The 17,922-nt window shown below is 40.1% G+C and carries 13 protein-coding genes; all 13 read left to right on the plus strand.

Annotated features, from left to right (window positions below):
* Window positions 1-35 precede the first annotated feature (35 nt).
* The 13 genes from HRT55_RS11060 (at window position 36) to tilS (ending at window position 17,781) form a co-directional block, all read left to right on the plus strand.
* On the plus strand, window positions 36-899 hold the full coding sequence (locus tag HRT55_RS11060) for a phosphatidate cytidylyltransferase (protein ID WP_291621215.1): 864 nt from the start codon (window positions 36-38) through the stop codon (window positions 897-899).
* A gap of 61 nt (window positions 900-960) precedes the next feature.
* A complete protein-coding gene (gene ispC, locus HRT55_RS11065; protein ID WP_291621217.1) occupies window positions 961-2,178 on the plus strand; it encodes a 1-deoxy-D-xylulose-5-phosphate reductoisomerase in 1,218 nt (405 codons plus the stop codon).
* Between the two features lie 21 nt (window positions 2,179-2,199).
* Window positions 2,200-3,558 (plus strand): sigma E protease regulator RseP, encoded by a 1,359-nt coding sequence (rseP, locus tag HRT55_RS11070; protein WP_291621219.1) that lies wholly within the window; start codon window positions 2,200-2,202, stop codon window positions 3,556-3,558.
* Window positions 3,559-3,997: 439 nt separating this feature from the next.
* Complete coding sequence (bamA, locus tag HRT55_RS11075) at window positions 3,998-6,538, plus strand: outer membrane protein assembly factor BamA (protein WP_291621221.1); 2,541 nt, start codon at window positions 3,998-4,000, stop codon at window positions 6,536-6,538.
* A 117-nt stretch (window positions 6,539-6,655) separates the two neighbouring features.
* Entirely contained in the window at window positions 6,656-7,174 is a 519-nt protein-coding gene (locus tag HRT55_RS11080) for an OmpH family outer membrane protein (protein WP_291621223.1), read from the plus strand.
* A 72-nt stretch (window positions 7,175-7,246) separates the two neighbouring features.
* The gene (gene lpxD, locus HRT55_RS11085; protein ID WP_291621224.1) at window positions 7,247-8,296 is read left to right on the plus strand and encodes a UDP-3-O-(3-hydroxymyristoyl)glucosamine N-acyltransferase; all 1,050 of its coding nucleotides are present in this window, start codon (window positions 7,247-7,249) and stop codon (window positions 8,294-8,296) included.
* 127 nt (window positions 8,297-8,423) lie between these two features.
* A complete protein-coding gene (gene fabZ, locus HRT55_RS11090; RefSeq protein WP_291611057.1) occupies window positions 8,424-8,876 on the plus strand; it encodes a 3-hydroxyacyl-ACP dehydratase FabZ in 453 nt (150 codons plus the stop codon).
* A gap of 48 nt (window positions 8,877-8,924) precedes the next feature.
* Window positions 8,925-9,695, plus strand: a complete 771-nt coding sequence (gene lpxA / locus HRT55_RS11095) for an acyl-ACP--UDP-N-acetylglucosamine O-acyltransferase (RefSeq protein ID WP_291621226.1) — start codon at window positions 8,925-8,927, stop codon at window positions 9,693-9,695.
* A 149-nt stretch (window positions 9,696-9,844) separates the two neighbouring features.
* Window positions 9,845-11,023: a lipid-A-disaccharide synthase gene (gene lpxB / locus HRT55_RS11100; protein WP_291621228.1), complete on the plus strand. Its 1,179-nt coding sequence runs from the start codon at window positions 9,845-9,847 to the stop codon at window positions 11,021-11,023.
* A 61-nt stretch (window positions 11,024-11,084) separates the two neighbouring features.
* Entirely contained in the window at window positions 11,085-11,741 is a 657-nt protein-coding gene (gene rnhB, locus HRT55_RS11105) for a ribonuclease HII (protein ID WP_291621235.1), read from the plus strand.
* Window positions 11,742-11,754: 13 nt separating this feature from the next.
* Complete coding sequence (gene dnaE, locus HRT55_RS11110) at window positions 11,755-15,309, plus strand: DNA polymerase III subunit alpha (RefSeq protein WP_291621330.1); 3,555 nt, start codon at window positions 11,755-11,757, stop codon at window positions 15,307-15,309.
* 109 nt (window positions 15,310-15,418) lie between these two features.
* Complete coding sequence (gene accA / locus HRT55_RS11115; RefSeq protein ID WP_291611050.1) at window positions 15,419-16,375, plus strand: acetyl-CoA carboxylase carboxyl transferase subunit alpha; 957 nt, start codon at window positions 15,419-15,421, stop codon at window positions 16,373-16,375.
* 56 nt (window positions 16,376-16,431) lie between these two features.
* On the plus strand, window positions 16,432-17,781 hold the full coding sequence (gene tilS / locus HRT55_RS11120; RefSeq protein ID WP_291621237.1) for a tRNA lysidine(34) synthetase TilS: 1,350 nt from the start codon (window positions 16,432-16,434) through the stop codon (window positions 17,779-17,781).
* Window positions 17,782-17,922 lie beyond the last annotated feature (141 nt).

The raw sequence follows: 17,922 nt of genomic DNA on the forward strand, positions 1-17,922 counted from the left end.
ATAACAACTGTCTATAAAAATAAAAAGGGTAGCCCTTGTTAAAACAACGAATTATTACGGCTTTAATATTAGCGCCAGCAGCAATCACAGCTATTTTCTATTTACCTATTAATTACTTTGCTGGGCTTTTAATGGCTATTATCGCTATAGGTGCGTGGGAATGGGCTCGCTTCATGGGCTTAACCAAAACAATACAACGTTTAGCCTATGTTATTGTTACCACTGCACTTGTTGCGGTGTTATGGTTTTTCTTGCCTGTGGGTAAAACTTGGCTAGTGATCTTTGGTATAGAACATGAAATATCCTCAATTCTCTGGTTAAGTGTAATTTGGTGGTTATTTGCTGCTTTATTAATGTTTTCCTACCCTAAATCCAATGGTTTTTGGTCACAGAATAAAGTCATTATTGCTTTGTTTGGCTGGTTAACCTTAGTACCTACTTGGTTAGCTTTTATGGTCTTACGCAGCAATAACTATGCGTTAGATGAATTTCAAGGTGCACAGTTATTGATGTATCTATTTATGCTTGTGTGGAGTGCTGATGTTGGTGCTTACTTTGTTGGGAAATCAATGGGTAAACATAAACTGATGCCTAATGTTAGCCCTGGAAAAACTATTGAAGGCTTCCTTGGTGGGGTGGCTTGCGCTGCAGTATTAACTGTCGTTGTTGGTATTTCACTACAGTGGTCCATTGAGGAGTTTGTTACTGCCTTAATGGTGACAGTATTAATCACCACTATTTCTGTTTTAGGTGACTTAACGGAAAGCATGTTTAAACGCCAAGCAGGTGTTAAAGATAGCGGCACTATCTTACCCGGCCATGGTGGTATTTTAGATAGAATTGATAGTTTAACGGCAACGGCACCAGTTTTTGCGCTTTGTTACGTATTACTTGCCTAACAATTTAAATAGTTAAAAATTTAAATTGTTAGTGTTTTGATTAGAAAAGTGAGGTAAGTAAGTGCTTAAACGTCAACTTTGTATTTTAGGTTCAACGGGCTCTATTGGTAGCAGTACCTTAGATGTGGTACGTCTTCACCCGGATAAGTTTCAAGTGATCAGTTTAGCTGCTCACGCTAGCGTTGAGGTGATATTTGAGCAATGCCTTGAATTCAAACCACAGCAAGTGGTGCTAGTTTCAAGTGATCATGCCAAGCAATTAGCTGAAAAGCTTAAGGGCGCTAATCTTAGCGATATTACTGTGTTGTCAGGCAAGCAAGCCTTAATTGAACTTGCTCAATGTAAATCTACTGATACGGTAATGGCGGCTATTGTTGGCGCTGCAGGTCTATTACCTACGCTTGCGGCGGTAAATGCAGGCAAACGGGTCTTGCTGGCAAATAAAGAAGCTTTAGTTACTTCAGGCGCTATTTTTATGGCGGCGGTAAAAGCTTCGGGTGCTGAATTGCTACCCATTGATAGTGAACACAATGCTATCTTTCAATGTTTACCCGCTCAGCAGCAAGCTAATCTTGGTGAATGCCAACTCTTAGCCAACGGTATCAGTAAGATACTGTTAACTGGCTCTGGTGGTCCTTTTAGAACAAGAGCTATCGATACATTAGCAACGGTAACTCCACAAGAAGCTTGTAATCATCCAAACTGGGATATGGGCCGAAAAATATCAGTCGACTCTGCCACTATGATGAATAAAGGTCTTGAATTCATTGAAGCTAAGTGGCTTTTTAATATCGAGGCTGAAGATATTCAAGTGGTCTTGCATCCACAAAGTACCATACATTCAATGGTGCAATACAAAGACGGCTCAGTTATTGCTCAAATGGGTAATCCTGATATGCGTACGCCAATTGCTCATGCGTTGAATTTTCCTGAGCGAATAGAGTCGGGCGTTGCGCCTTTGGACTTTTTTAATACCGCCTCTTTTGAATTCCAACCGGTCGATTTTGCTCGATACCCAAATTTAAAATTGGCTATCGATGCTTGTAAACAAGGGCAAGCTGCTTGTACTGCGCTTAATGCCGCCAATGAAATTGCCGTCGCTGCTTTTTTAGACGAAAAAATAAAATTTACCGATATATTTAAAATAAATGAAACTTCTGTGAAAAAATTTGTCTCACAACAGGTGGATAATATAAATGAGGTGATTGCCCTTGATAAGCAAGTGCGCATTTTTACACAAACATTACTGGCTGATTTTAATACCAGTAAATGTCTGTAATGCAAAAGGGTAATAAGTAACATGTTTGATTTTTTGTGGAACCTAGCATCATTTGTTGTCGCGTTGGGCATCTTAGTGACAGTGCACGAATATGGTCATTTTTGGGTAGCTAGAAAAAACGGCGTTAAAGTTGAGTGTTTTTCTGTTGGCTTTGGCCGGGCAATCTGGCGCAAAACAGCTAAAGATGGCACTGAATATGTTTTGGCCATGATACCACTTGGTGGTTATGTCAAAATGCTCGATGAACGTGTTGATGATGTTCAGCCTGAAGATAAAGATAAAACTTTCAATAGCAAAAACGTCTATCAACGCATAGCCATTGTCGCGGCAGGGCCCTTAGCTAACTTTATCTTTGCTTTATTTGCTTTCTACCTTATGTTCTTAATTGGCGTGCCCGGGGTAAAACCTGTGATTGGTGATATAGCGCCAAGCTCAATTGCTGGTAAAGCTAAACTAAGCAATAACAGCGAAATTGTTAGTGTTGCCGGTAATATTACTCGAGATTGGCAGGAAGTTAATCTGGCGCTTATTGGAGAAATTGGCAATGACAAAATCACCATAAAAACCAAACAAGCAGATAGCCAATATATTTCTAGCTTTATTTTAGATACCCGAAACTGGCAGTTTTCACCGGATAAAACCTCAGCGCTTACCAGTTTAGGTATTACCCCTTTTCGGCCTAATGTGCATAATGAATTGTCCGCGGTAGCAGAAGACAGTCCGGCAGCATTAGCAGGGTTATTAGTGGGTGATACGCTTATTTCAGTGGCTAATGTTAAGACGAGTGACTGGCAAAGTTTCGCTAAGGAAATAAAACAATTTCCGGGAGAAGAAGTCTTAATTACCGTCAAAAGAAATGGTGAGCTACTGACCTTAGCTGTGACGCCAAAAAGTGTCGAGCAAGCGGGGAAAGTTGTTGGCTATATAGGCGTAGCTCCTAAAGTAGATGCCTGGCCTGAGTCACTATTAATTGAATTAAGGTATGGCCCTATTGAGGCGATAAAGGAAAGTGCACAACGAACTTGGAATTTAACCACCTTAACATTTAGCATGATAGGTAAGTTAATCACCGGTGATGTATCAGTTAAGAATTTAAGTGGTCCCATTGGTATTGCTCAAGGAGCAGGTAGCAGTGCTAGTCATGGTTTTGTTTATTTTCTAGGCTTTTTAGCGCTAATTAGTATTAATTTAGGAATAATTAACCTTTTACCACTACCAGTACTTGATGGCGGACACTTACTCTATTATGTTATAGAGCTTTTTACCGGGAAAGAAGTGCCTGAGAAGATTCAAGAAGCTGGATTTAAATTCGGTGCCTTAGCGTTATTGATGTTAATGGCCATTGGTTTATTCAATGATTTCAGTCGGGTGCTAGGTTAACTAAGCAGACTGTGAATTTGGCGCCTAAGCGTTATTGATGACTATTTGTTATTAAAAAGTGCTATTGGCTTATTCAATGATTTCAGCCGGGTGCTAGGTTAACTAAGTAGACTGTGAATTTGGCGCCTAAGCGTTATTGATGACTATTTGTTATTAAAAAGTGCCATTGGCTTATTCGATGATTTTAGTCGGGTTTTAGGGTAACGTAAGCAAGAGCAACACTTATTCCTGCTAGCTGTGATATTGTTACCGCCTTTACAGGGAAAGTTGAGGGCAATACGGGAGAAGGTTTAATAGACCAACTTCAAGATATGTGTCTTAGAGAATATGCAAAGATGGATTGTTTATTTACGATTTTAGTTGAGAGTTAGCGCAATAGTAATGTTTTGAGTGTGTAGCTAATAGTTTTTATAAAAAGAAGTAACGAAGTTTATAATTTATGATCATGAAAAAAATTGCCTTTGCCCTCCTGTTAGGTGCACTAGGAACATCGACACAAAATGCTCAAGCCGGAACCGGATTTCAAGTTAAAGATATTGACGTTAAAGGTCTGCAGCATGACGCCCTAAGTACATCGGCACCAAGCGCCCAAGCTGCACTAAGCTTTCAAGTTGAAGATATCGAAGTTAAGGGCTTGCAGCGAGTTGCTTTAGGTGCTGCATTAACTCATATTCCTTTTAATGTTGGTGATAATCTTAATGAATTTAGAATATCACAATCAATTAAGTCACTTTATCAGTCGGGTCACTTTAATGATATCCGTGTTTACCGTGATGGCAACCGCTTGGTCTATCGGGTAAAAGAGCGAGAAACTATCAGTGATATAATCTTTGACGGTAATAGCGACCTTAAAGATGAGCAGTTAACCGAAAGCCTTGATGGTAGTAATATTCGTGTTGGTGAAACCCTTGACCGTACTGTCATTTCAGGCATCGAAATGGGCTTAGAAAACTTTTACCACAGTGTCGGTAAATATAATGCCAAAGTTACCGCTAAAATCACCCACTTACCGAGAAATCGAGTTAACTTAGAATTTACTTTTGTTGAAGGCGACTCCGCTTCCATTAAGCAAATTAACATTGTCGGTAATGAAGTTTTTTCTGATGCAGAAATATTAGATAAAATAGAGTTGACCTTTGATTCGCCATGGTGGAACTTTATGGCGCAAGATAGGTACCAGAAACAAGCGCTGCAAGGAGATATGGAAACAATTAATAGCTATTATCTTAACCGCGGCTATTTACGTTTTAAAGTAGATTCCACTCAAGTATCAATGACCCCAGATAAAAAGGCGGTTTATATCGCGCTAAATGTCAGCGAAGGGCAGACTTATACTATTAGTGAAGTTGACTTTATTGGTGATATGGCTGGTTTTGAAAATACTATCCGTGCCATAAACCCTCTGCAAGCAGATGAATTGTATAATGGCGCAGAAGTCACTTACACCGAAGAGGTTATTAGTAAGTTCTTAGGACGTTACGGTTATGCTTACCCTAAAGTAAGAACCATTCCTGAGGTTGATGATGAAACTCATACCGTTAAATTATCTATATCCATTGACCCAGGTAAACGTGTTTATGTTAATCGTATTAACTTTACCGGCAACCATGTAACTGCTGATAATGTTTTGCGCCGTGAAATGCGTCAAATGGAAGGGGCTTGGTTATCTAATGGCGTGGTAGAGTCATCAAAATCTTGGTTGATGCGTCTGCCTTACATGGAAACTGTTGAGTTTGAAACTAAACAAATTCAAGGCGAAGACGACTTAGTTGATATTGACTTTACCGTAAAAGAGCAACCATCAGGGTCTTTTAATGCGGGTATTGGTTATGGTTCAGAAACCAAATTAAGCTTAAACGCTGGCGTTCAGCAAAATAACTTCTTAGGTACGGGTAACCAGCTTGGTTTTAATGTTGCCAAAAATTATTATCAACAAAGTGCCACCATTTCTTATACCGACCCGTATTTTACTGTCGATGCCATTTCTCTTGGCGGACAAGTTTACTATAGCGAATACGATGCCGGTAATGCCAATATGGTTGATTATAAAAATAAAACCTTTGGCGCGGGTCTAAATTGGGGCTTCCCAGTTAATGAATACTTACGATTAAACTTTGGTGTCGGTTGGAAGTTTAACCAAATATCACAATTGCAAGCCTATGATCAAATTCAAGACTTCTATGATATTTATGCTGATCCTAATGATCCCGATGGTCAGTTAACTTTTAGAACATTAGATTTAAATGCTGGTTTATCTCGTAGCACTTTAAACCGTGGTACCTTCCCAACGGCAGGTTCATCACAAAGATTGAATGCAAAAATGACCTCACCAAAGTCTGATTTACAGTATTTCAAACTAAATTATGATGCCAAGTTTTATTTCCCATTAACCCGTAATCAAAAATGGTCGGTGTTAACTCGCATCCAGTTAGGCTACGCTAACGGCTATGGGGAAGTTGATGGTAACGATCAACTGCTACCTTTTTGGGAGAACTTTAGTGCTGGTGGTGCAGATACCTTACGTGGTTTCGAAAACAATACCATTGGTCCACGAGCAATATATCGTACGCCACAATCAATTCCAGGTGGCTGTTGTTTAGGTCCAGATAATGACTCTATTTATGTTAGCCCAAGCTCTGTTGGTGGTAATGCCATGGCAATTGCGGGTATAGAGTTGATAGTGCCAACACCATTTTTAGATGAAAGTTATGGCAATAGTGTCCGTACTAGTATTTTTTGGGATGCAGGTAGTGTTTGGGATACCGAGTTTAATGTCGCAGATTACGAAGATCTAGCACAGAATGAACAAGATAAGATTGTTGATTTTTCTGATCCATCACGTTTTCGTAGTTCAGCGGGTATTTCTATCCAATGGCTTTCGCCCATGGGACCAATGATATTTAGCTTTGCTAAATCCGTTAGGGAAGAAGAAGGTGACGATACTTCATTCTTTAGCTTTAATATTGGTAAAACGTTCTAAATCACTTTAAACAATAGATTTTAGTTACGTTAAATGAATTAATCTTGCTATATTATCCGACTGGAAAATTGTCATTGTTAATGGCAAGAAACAAATAATAAATAAAGGGGAACAACGTTGAATAAAGTTATAAAAACCATGGTTATGGGCGTAGCTGCGTCAGGTATGTTATTAGCAAGTTCAGCAATGGCTGCTGATCAAAAGATTGCCGTAGTAAATTTTCAAGAAATTATGGGTAAAATTCCACAAACAGCGGCTTTAATGCAAAGTTTAGAAGCCGAGTTTAAAGATGAAAAATCTATCATCACTCAACTTGAAAAAGATATTAAATATTATCAAGAAAAACTTAAACGTGATGGCTCATTAATGAGTGTTAAAGAAAAAGAAGAATTGGATACTAAAATCAAGTCTTTATTTCAAGAGTACCAAGTAAAAGGCAAAGCACTACAGCAAAAAGCGACTCAACGTCAAAACCAAGAGACTAATAAAATCATCGCTTTAGTTCGTCAAGCTGTTGATAATATTGCGGCGAAACAAGATTATGATCTAGTACTTTCTCAACAAGCGGTAGTTTACTCTAAACCGGGTGCTAGCATTACTGATCTTGTGGTAGAGCATGTAAGTAAGCTTAAGTAAATTTTAATAGGCTGTTAACACTCATTATTAATACGACTGATTGTCTTAATAATTGTAATAAAAGGCAATGATATGACTTACACCTTAGCTGAAATAGCTATCAAGCTAGATGCTAAACTGGTAGTGCCAGCAGAGCTAGATGACGCCAAAGCGGCTTCAGCTCAAATAAATGGCTTAGCAACGCTAGCAAATGCAGCTAGCGGGCAGGTGGCTTTTTTATCTAATAGCAAATACCAGCAACAACTTAGTTCAACCAAGGCGAGCGCAGTAATTGTTACTGCCGATGCTGTTGAGTCTTGTCCTGTCAGTGCCCTAGTGATGGCTAACCCTTATATGGGTTATGCCATTCTTGCTAATTTACTTAACAGCACGCCAAAAGTTGCTTGTGGTATCCATGCAAGTGCCGTTATTGCTGATGATGTTGTTATCGGTAAAAATGTCAGTGTTGGTGCTAATGCCGTGATTGAATCTGGCGCTCAATTAGCTGATGACGTCAGCATTGGTGCTGGCTGCTTTATTGGTCAAGGAGTGAAAATTGGCGAAGCGACTACGCTTTGGGCAAATATTACTGTTTACCATCAAGTTCAAATTGGTCACCATTGTTTAATTCAGGCTAATACCGTTATTGGCTCTGATGGATTTGGTTATGCGCCAGTGAAAGGCCCATACAAATGGCATAAAATCCCCCAGTTGGGTAGTGTAATTATTGGTAATCACGTCGAAATTGGTGCCAGTACTACCATTGACCGTGGTGCATTGGACAATACCGAAATACGCGATGGGGTGATTTTAGATAATCAAATACAAATTGCCCATAACGTTATCATTGGTGAAAACACCGCGATGGCGGCTTGTAGTGTCATTGCCGGTAGTACAGTAATGGGTAAGAATTGTACCATTGCTGGTTTGGTTGGCGTAAATGGCCATATCAATATTGCTGATAATTGTGTTTTTACCGGTATGGCTATGGTAACCAAAGATATCCCTCACGCAGGTGTTTATTCTTCTGGTATGCCAGTAGCGCCAAATAAAGAATGGAATAAAACCAATGCTAGGGTTCGGCGACTAGATAGCTTATCTAAACGAGTGAAAGAGTTAGAAAAATTACTCGCGAATAACTAGCTATTACCCCCGCCAATGCGTAAAATACGGCAAAGTCTCTTCCATCACTCAAGATGATGCGGACGTATATATAGTAAGCGATTAGTTCTCTATTAACTAATCGCGCTAGCCAACAAGGAATATTCATTTGGAAACTGTAAAAAAACCAATCGATCTTAACGAAATAAAAACATTGATACCGCACAGATACCCAATGTTATTAGTTGATAAAGTTATAGATCATGAACCAGGGAAAACATTACATGCTATTAAAAATGTAACGATAAACGAACCTGTTTTTACTGGCCATTTTCCTGAGTTAGCAATATTCCCTGGTGTTTTAATTTTAGAAGCCTTAGCACAGGCAACGGGTATACTAGGCTTTAAAAGTACCGAAGGTCGTGAAGATAATGAAATGTACCTCTTTGCCTCAATAGACAAAGCTAGGTTTAAAAAACCGGTATTACCCGGTGATACCATGCATTTACATGTTGAACTGCTTAAAGAACGTCGAGGCATGTGGAAGTTTTATGGTGAGGCAAGAGTTGATGGCAAGGTAGTTTGTAGTGCCAATCTTATGTGTGCACGTCGCGCCTTATAACTTTTATTTAATAACAAACGCTCACTTATCCAGTAGAAGATTAAACATATGATTCATCCCCAAGCTATTATTGAGCCAGGCGCAGTGATTGGCGAAAATGTTTCCGTAGGTCCATGGACCTATATCGCCAGTAATGTTGTTATTGGTGATAACTGTGAAATTAGCTCACATGTGGTTATTAATGGCCCAACACGGTTAGGTAAAGGTAACCGTATTTTTCAATTCGCCAGTATTGGTGAAGACTGTCAGGATCTTAAGTACGCAGGTGAACCAACAGAGTTAGTTATTGGTGACAATAATACCTTTCGTGAGTCCTGTACTATTCACCGTGGCACTATTCAAGATAATAGTATTACTAAAATAGGCAGTAATAATTTATTTATGGCTTATACCCATGTTGCCCACGATTGTATAGTTGGCAGCCATTGTATTTTTGCTAATAATGCTTCTATTGCTGGTCATGTTCACGTTGGTGATCATGCCATTATTGGTGGCATGGTAGGAGTACATCAGTTCTGTCGTATTGGCGCCCATAGCTTTATAGCCGGTAATGCCTTAATACTTAAAGATGTGCCAGCCTATGTTATGGCGTCAGGGCAACCAGCAAAACCTTTTGGTTTAAATAGTGAAGGGCTAAAGCGTCGTGGCTTTAGTAAAGAAACTATCTTAACCATTAAACGTGCTTATAAGATCATGTACCGCCAAGGTTTTTCCGTTGATGAAGCATTAAAGCTAATCAGCGAAATGCCAGCACAATCCCCAGAATTACAATTGTTTTGTGATTCAATCAAAGAATCTAATCGCGGCATCATTCGTTAAACTTAGTACATTAAATTTGGTACATTAAATTTAGTACGTTAAACCTAGTACGTTAACCATGTGTCGTTAATACCTGTACTTTGTACAGATACCGTTACTATAGGTACCGTTAATATAGGTACCGTTCACTTTAAGTACCTTTAACGCCTATGACTGCTCAGAATCAAAAAGCTCATCAACAACTTGTCTTTGCTATTGTTGTTGGTGAACATTCAGGTGATACCCTAGGCGCAGGCCTGATAACTTCATTACGTAAAACACACCCTAATGCTGAGTTTATTGGTATTGGCGGTCCAAAAATGCAAGCGCTTGGTTTTGAAAGTCTATTTGCTATGGATGAGTTGTCAGTGATGGGACTAGTAGAAGTACTTGGCCGTATCCGACGTTTACTGCATGTCCGTAAAACCTTAAGCAATTATTTTACCAGCCATAAGCCAGACGTATTTATTGGCATTGATGCACCTGATTTTAATATTGGTCTAGAGTTGAAACTTAAAGCTCAGGGCATTAAAACAGTGCATTATGTTAGCCCGTCTGTATGGGCTTGGCGTGAAAAGCGTATTTTTAAAATAGCCAAAGCAACTGACATGGTATTGGCTTTATTACCTTTTGAAAAAGCCTTCTACGATAAACATAATGTACCTTGTACCTTTGTTGGTCACCCCCTTGCCGATGATATCCCCATGCATAGTGATAAAGCGGCGGCTAGGGCTCAGCTAGGCCTAGCGCAAGAGCAAAAAATATTAGCACTTATGCCCGGTAGTCGCGGTGGGGAATTATCTCGCTTACTTAGTGACTTTTTTGAAAGTGCCAAACAATTATACGACCAAGATAGTGAATTACTTTTTATCGCACCTATGATCAGTGAACAACGCACTGAGCAATTCAATGCCCTTAAAGCTGAGCTTGCCCCAGACTTGCCTGTCACAGTTATCCTCAATCAAACCCAAGCGGTGATGGCAGCCAGTGATTGCTTATTAACAGCATCGGGTACAGTAACCTTAGAAGCCGCTTTGATCAAAAGGCCCATGGTGATTTGTTATAAGTTCAGCCCAGTAACATTTCTCTTAGCTCGCTGGTTGGTTAAATTGAAATGGTTCTCTCTGCCTAATTTATTAGCAAATAAGTCTTTAGTACCGGAATTATTGCAAAAAGAAGTTTGCCCTGACAATATTGTGCCGTTAATCAAAGAGCGATTATATCAAGATCAAAGCCAGCTTAATGAGAGCTACCTTGCCATACACCAGCAACTAAAGTGTGATGCCAGTGTGCAAGCAGCCAAAGCAGTACTTGATGTTTTATCGACTAAGCCTTTAACTGATCAATAATTTCAATCAATTTAAAATAATTCAATCAATAGTAATTAATAAATAATATAAGACTAAATTTATGCCGAGCAAGCAAACTTTTCCAGATTTTGAGTATCCCGTCGCCTATTGTATTGCTGGTGTTGACGAAGTTGGTCGTGGCCCATTAGTTGGTGATGTGGTTACTGCGGCAGTCATTCTAGACCCTGATAATCCGATTGAAGGGTTAATGGACTCAAAAAAATTATCTGAAAAGAAACGCGCTTTACTTTCTATTGAAATAAAAGAAAAAGCTATTGCTTGGTCATTGGGACGGGCTAACCCGCAAGAAATAGATACCTTAAATATTTTGCACGCTACCATGCTTGCCATGCAACGCGCTGTGACTGGGCTTAGCGTAGAGCCTGATTTTGTCCTAGTTGATGGCAATCGCTGTCCAACTTTTTTAAGTTCAAGCCTAGATGAGCAAGCACAAAGTGCTAAAATAGCTAGCCAAGCTGTGGTAAAAGGTGATGCGCGCGTTGCCGAAATAAGTGCCGCTTCCATTATTGCTAAAGTCGCCCGTGATGGTGAAATGATCGCCCTAGATAAACTCCACCCTGAGTATGGTTTTGCCAAACACAAAGGTTATCCAACCAAGTTACATTTAGAAAAAATCATTGAGCATGGTGTACTTGATTGCTATCGACAAAGTTTTAAACCTGTCGCTAGGGTGCTAGGGACTTATCATGACAAATAGCATGGGGGAAAGCATGACTGATATTTCGACCGAAGCCGAGTCTAGCGTTTATGTGCCGCCTAAATTTATACATTTACGTGTGCATAGTGATTTCTCTATGTGTGATGGTTTAAAGAAAGTTAAACCTATCATCGCTAAAGCTGCTGAGCTTAATATGCCAGCGGTAGCCCTAACTGATCAGACGAATTTATGTGGCCTAGTGAAATATTACCATGCTGCACATAACGCTGGTCTCAAGCCGATCATTGGCTGTGATTTTTGGGTGAAAAGTGATGAGCTAGAAGATGAGCTGTCACGCATTGTGGTACTGACTACCAATAATGTTGGTTATAAAAATATAACTGAACTCATCTCTAAAGCCTACCTGCGTGGACATGTACAAAACAAGGCTGTTATTGATAAATTATGGTTAGTTGAATATAAAGAAGGTTTGATCATACTTTCAGGTGGTCGTGAAGGCGATATTGGTAAAGCCTTGTTAAAAGGTAATACTGAACTTGTTAATGAGATGGTACACTTTTATCAGCAACACTTTGACCGTTGTTTTTTTCTTGAGCTAATTAGAACGGGTCGAGAGGATGAAGAAAACTATATTCACCTTGCCGTAGAACTGGCAGAGCAGCAAAACTTGCCGGTAGTTGCTACTAATGAAGTGATGTTCCTCGAACCTGAAAACTTTGATGCCCATGAAATTCGTGTTGCCATTCATGACGGCTTTACCCTAGATGATAAGAGGCGCCCGAAGCGTTACAGTACGCAGCAGTATTTGCGTAGCGAAGCTGAAATGTGTGAATTATTCAGTGACATACCTGAAGCTTTAGCTAACAGTGTTGAAATAGCGAAGCGCTGTAATGTCACCGTCACTTTAGGCGAATATGTATTACCGGACTTCCCAACCGAAGGGTTGGAGATTAATGATTTCTTTATTAAAGTTTCAGAAGAAGGTTTGGAAAAACGCCTCGACCAACTATTTGATCGTAATGCCGAAGACTTTGCACAAATTAGAGCGCGCTATGATGAACGCTTAAAAATAGAGCTTGAAGTTGTTAATAATATGGGTTTTCCTGGTTATTTCCTGATCGTAATGGAGTTTATCCAGTGGAGTAAAGATAATAATATACCCGTAGGCCCTGGTCGTGGTTCAGGTGCTGGCTCTTTGATTGCTTATTCACTTGATATTACCGACCTTGATCCTCTTGAATATGATTTACTTTTTGAGCGTTTCTTAAACCCTGAACGTGTCTCCATGCCAGATTTCGATATCGATTTTTGTATGGACAGACGTGATGAAGTTATTGACCATGTGGCCGAGCTTTATGGCCGTGATGCGGTTTCGCAAATTATCACCTTTGGTACTATGGCGGCGAAAGCCGTTATCCGTGATGTTGGTCGTGTACTCGGTCATCCATATGGTTTTGTTGACCGAATTTCAAAGCTTATTCCGCCAACACCTGGCATGACCTTAGCTAAAGCCTTTGAAGAAGAGCCTAAGCTACCTGAAATTTATGCACAAGATCCGGAAGTTAAAGATCTTATTGATATGTGCCGAATTTTGGAAGGTACCACGCGTAATGCCGGTAAACATGCCGGAGGCGTGGTTATTTCTCCGACTACCATCACTGATTTTGCGCCACTTTATTGTGATGACGAAGGTAAAAATCCGGTTACCCAGTTTGATAAAAATGATGTTGAAGATGCGGGTTTAGTTAAGTTCGATTTCTTAGGGCTAAGAACGTTAACAATCTTGCAATGGGCCATTGAAATGGCTGATGTGAAATTGCTTAAAGCTGGCAAAGAGCCCATTGATATTACTAAAATTGATCTGGAAGATAGAGCCAGTTTTAAGGTATTACTTGCCTCGAAAACCACGGCGGTATTCCAGCTTGAATCTAGCGGTATGAAGTCGTTAATTGAGAAATTAAAACCGGATTGCTTTGAAGATATTATCGCTCTGGTGGCTTTGTTTCGACCAGGGCCATTGCAATCAGGCATGGTTGATAACTTTATCGAGCGTAAACATGGTCGTGAAGAAGTTAGCTATCCCGATGAAACCTGGCAGCATCTTGATTTAAAACCCGTTCTTGAGCCAACCTACGGCATCATTTTGTACCAAGAACAAGTCATGCAAATTGCGCAAGTACTGGCGGGCTATTCACTTGGTGGCGCAGATATGTTGCGTCGTGCCATGGGTAAGAAAAAACCAGAAGAAATGGCCAAGCAGCGTGCGGGCTTTGAAAAAGGTGCTATAGATCGCGGTGTTGATGGCGAACTGGCAATGAAAATCTTCGATTTAGTAGAGAAGTTTGCTGGTTATGGTTTTAACAAGTCTCATTCTGCCGCTTATGCCTTAGTTTCCTATCAAACATTGTGGATGAAGACGCATTTTCCGGGACCTTTTCTGGCTGCGGTTATGTCGGCGGATATGGATAATACTGAGAAAATTGTTACTTTAGTTGATGAATGTAGCAATATGGGTATCGACTTATTACCGCCTGATGTAAATGCCGGGCAATATAAATTTACCGTCAATGAAGACGATCAAATTGTTTATGGCATCGGCGCTGTTAAAGGTGTCGGTGAAGGGCCTATTGAAGCCATTATTGCCGCGCGCACAGCGGGAGGTCCTTTTACCGACTTATTTGATTTCTGTGCTCGCCTAGATTTGAAGAAAACTAATAAGCGTGTACTGCAAAAATTAATTAAATCGGGCGCTATGGATAGTTTAGGGCCGAAATATCAAAAAGGCACTCCAACAGAGCAGGGCGCTAACCGTGCTGCACTCTTTGAAAGTTTGCCTGAAGCGATTAAAGCGGCAGAGCAGCATGCCAAGGCGGAATCATTAGGACAAAATGATCTATTTGGTTTGATCAATGATGAGCAAACAGACTCTAGACAATCTTATAAAGAGGTCAGAGCTTGGGCGGAAGAAGTTTGGCTTGACGGTGAAAAAGAAACTTTAGGTCTTTATTTAACCGGACATCCAATTAATCGTTACTTAAGTGAAATAAAAAAATATTCTTCTAATCGACTGGTTGCCATGCAACCTACCGGTCGAGATAGGCAAGCAGTAGCCGTTGGTTTAGTTATTGGTGTACGCGTGTTAGTCAATAAGCGCGGGCGTCGCTGGGCATTAGTGACCTTGGATGATAAGAGTGCCCGAATGGATATTCGACTCTTTCCCGATGACTATGATCGCTTCGCTGAACTGCTAGTAAATGATGCTATTTTGGTTTGTAGCGGACAGGTCAGCTTTGATGATTATTCAAGTGGTAATACAATGACCGCTCGGGATATAATGACCGTCACTGCCGCGCGTGAAAATTATCTCAGCTCAATTGATGTTAAAGTCGATAAGAGCTTGATAGCAGATGATTTTATCGAGCAGTTTGCTCAGGTGTTAACGCCTTTTAAAGAAGGTACCTGTCCAGTGCGGGTTTTTTATCAGCGCGAAGAAGCTCAAGCTATGCTCGAGTTAGGCGTGCAATGGCGAGTAACGCCAGCCGATAAGTTGCTATACGAATTAAAAATATTGCTTGGTGACGACTGTGTCGCCATGGAATTTAAATAACTTACTATTCAACAGAATATATTAACAAAGCTATATTGATTAATATTATATGTTGCATAGTTTAAAAACTATTTTAAAAATTAACTAGATTTATTAGGTAAAAATAAGCATGTCATTAAACTTTTTAGATTTCGAGCAGCCTATTGCTGAACTTGATGCAAAAATTGAAGAGCTAGAGTTGGTTAATAACGGCCAAGAGCTTGATCTTGATTTAGAAGAGCAAATCACGCAGTTGCGCGAAAAAAACAAAGAGCAAACTAAGAAAATATTTGCCAATCTTGACCCATGGCAAACTGCGCGTGTAGCACGTCATCCACAACGTCCTTACTCACTTGATTATATTCCGCGTATCTTTACTGAATTTGATGAGTTAGCCGGTGATCGCGCTTATGCAAACGATAGTGCCATTGTTGGTGGTACCGCACGTTTAGATGGCAAACCTGTGATGATTATTGGTCATCAAAAAGGCCGCTCAACCGCTGAGAAAGTTAAACGTAACTTTGGTATGCCGCGTCCAGAAGGTTACCGTAAAGCGCTACGTTTAATGGAAATGGCTGAACGTTTTAATATGCCTATCATCACTTTTATCGACACTCCTGGTGCTTACCCTGGTGTTGGTGCGGAAGAGCGTGGACAAAGTGAAGCGATTGCGCGTAACTTAAAAGTAATGGCACGTTTAACTGTACCTATCGTTTGTACTGTAATCGGTGAAGGTGGCTCAGGTGGCGCTTTAGCCATTGGTGTTGGTGACAGAGTTAACATGCTGCAATATGCAACTTACTCAGTAATTTCTCCTGAAGGTTGTGCATCTATCTTATGGAAAACAGCTGAGAAAGCGCCTACCGCAGCTGCAGCTATGGGCATTACTGCCACTCGCATTAAAGAATTAGATTTAATCAACACTATTGTTGAAGAGCCATTAGGTGGAGCACATCGCGATATGGATCTTATGGCAGCACATCTTAAGCAAGCACTTAAGAAAGACCTAGCTGACTTAGAAGGCTTAAGTAAAGATGAGCTGATTGAGCAACGCTATGACAGATTAATGTCATTTGGTTACTGCTAAACAACTCAACCGGCAGTATTTTCAATTATCTTGGATATAGCTGCCGGTTTTTTACTATGCATAATATAATAACAACCCTTCATAACACCCTCAAAAGTCTTTTCGAAATACATGGAAATATTGAGTTAGTTATTGCCTATAGTGGCGGTATTGACTCCCAGGTTCTGTTACACGCTTTAATGCAATTAAAGCAAAAAAAACTTATCAATAATGACATAACGGTCTGTCATGTTAATCATGGCTTAAGTGACAATGCCCTGCATTGGCAGCAATTCGCTCAGCAAGAATGTACCAAGCTTTCGGTTAAACTCGTTGTTAAAAGTGTGCATGTACAAGCGCAAGCACAACACTCGCTTGAAGCTTTAGCACGTGATGCTAGATACCATGCTTTGAAAAAATTAAGGGCTCAAAAGTCTTTGGTGTTAACTGGCCATCATAGTGATGATCAGAGTGAAACCTTTTTATTAGCGCTGAAACGAGGTGCAGGTTTAAAAGGTTTAGCAGCTATGTCAGCGCAAACTCAACTTGCTCAGCACTTATTAGTTCGTCCGCTATTGAGTATATCCCGACAAGAAATAGAAGCTTATGCGCAAGCTCACAAGCTTAATTGGATTGAGGATGAGTCAAATCTTGATACTTGTTTTGACCGTAACTTTATTCGGCAGCAGGTCATGCCACTTTTACGTGCGCGTTGGCCTAGTATTAGTCATACCATTAATCGAAGTGCCAGCCACTGTTTAGCTGGACAAGAATTATTGGATGAACTTGCCGAGCAAGACTTAAGCGTATGTAGTGCCAGTGAACACAGTTTACATATTGATCGCTTGCAGTCATTATCAATAGCCCGTTTTAATAACCTAGTTCGCTATTTTATGGCGCAGCATGCTTGCTTGATGCCAACTACTGAACAGGTGAATCAAGTTAGACAGCAGTTACAGGCAGCTGATGATAAAAGTCCACAAATTAAAGTGTCAGGGCAAGTTTTTCGCCGCTTTAAAGGTGCGCTTTACTTAACACCAGACTATCAAGACTTAAGTGATTGGCAAACGTCAGTTGCTTTATGCGAAGACAACACTGAAGTCACTTTACCGGATAACTTAGGGCAACTGATTTTCAATCATAATGTCGGTAATGCTAATGGCCCGTCAGCTATTATTTTTCCTAAACAGAGACAGCGTGTCACTGTACGTTTTAGTCATCATAATCCTAAGTGTTTGCCTGATTTTAGGCAGCATTCCCGTAGCGTCAAAAAAGTACTGCAAGAGTTAAATATTGCCCCTTGGCAGCGTAAGCGTATTGCTTTTTTATATTACGATAATGAGTTGGTGGCAGCGGTGGGGCATTTTATTTGTCAGCCATTTATCGCCAAGGGCAATGAAAAAAGCATCACTATAAACTGGAGTTAGTCTGGTAAAACGATGACTATGAGCAAGCAATTCTTTAACTACATTTTATAAAAATTCTGACCATACTTCTAAACTTCTAAACTTCTAAACTTCTAAACTTCTAAACTTCTAAGTTCAAAATGAGTATTAGAATTTTAAAAG

The sequence above is a fragment of the Colwellia sp. genome (assembly GCF_013214175.1).
GTDB lineage: Bacteria > Pseudomonadota > Gammaproteobacteria > Enterobacterales > Alteromonadaceae > Colwellia.